At 65.8% G+C, this 269-nt stretch carries 1 protein-coding gene; it reads right to left on the bottom strand.

Annotation, left to right across the window (positions count from 1 at the left end):
* On the bottom strand, positions 1-269 hold a 269-nt coding region (locus tag SB772_RS41385; RefSeq protein ID WP_410838697.1), incomplete at both ends, for a hypothetical protein.

Below are 269 nucleotides of genomic sequence, written 5' to 3'. Positions count from 1 at the left end.
CCCATCCGCCCGCCGAAATCGGTTGCCCCGAGCCATCCGTTCCAACGGCGATGGCGCCGGTACCAGCTATGACGCCGATACCCTGACGGAGCCCGGCAGCAGGCACGATGAGCGCCGCATCATTGACGGCTCGAACGCGATATCCCCGATCAAGCAACGCCGCTTCAAGATCCCGCCCGATCGAGGGATTGTTGATTCCCTGCGCACCGAAGGCAATGGAGGCGATCGAAAGACCGGCGGGCAGGGTGGCGCGCAGGCGCGAAGCCAGC

Source organism: Paraburkholderia sp. SIMBA_030 (assembly GCF_046535245.1).
Classification (GTDB): Bacteria; Pseudomonadota; Gammaproteobacteria; order Burkholderiales; family Burkholderiaceae; genus Paraburkholderia.
Note: the sequence above shows the minus strand (reverse complement) of the source record. Positions and strands in the feature narration are given on the sequence as shown.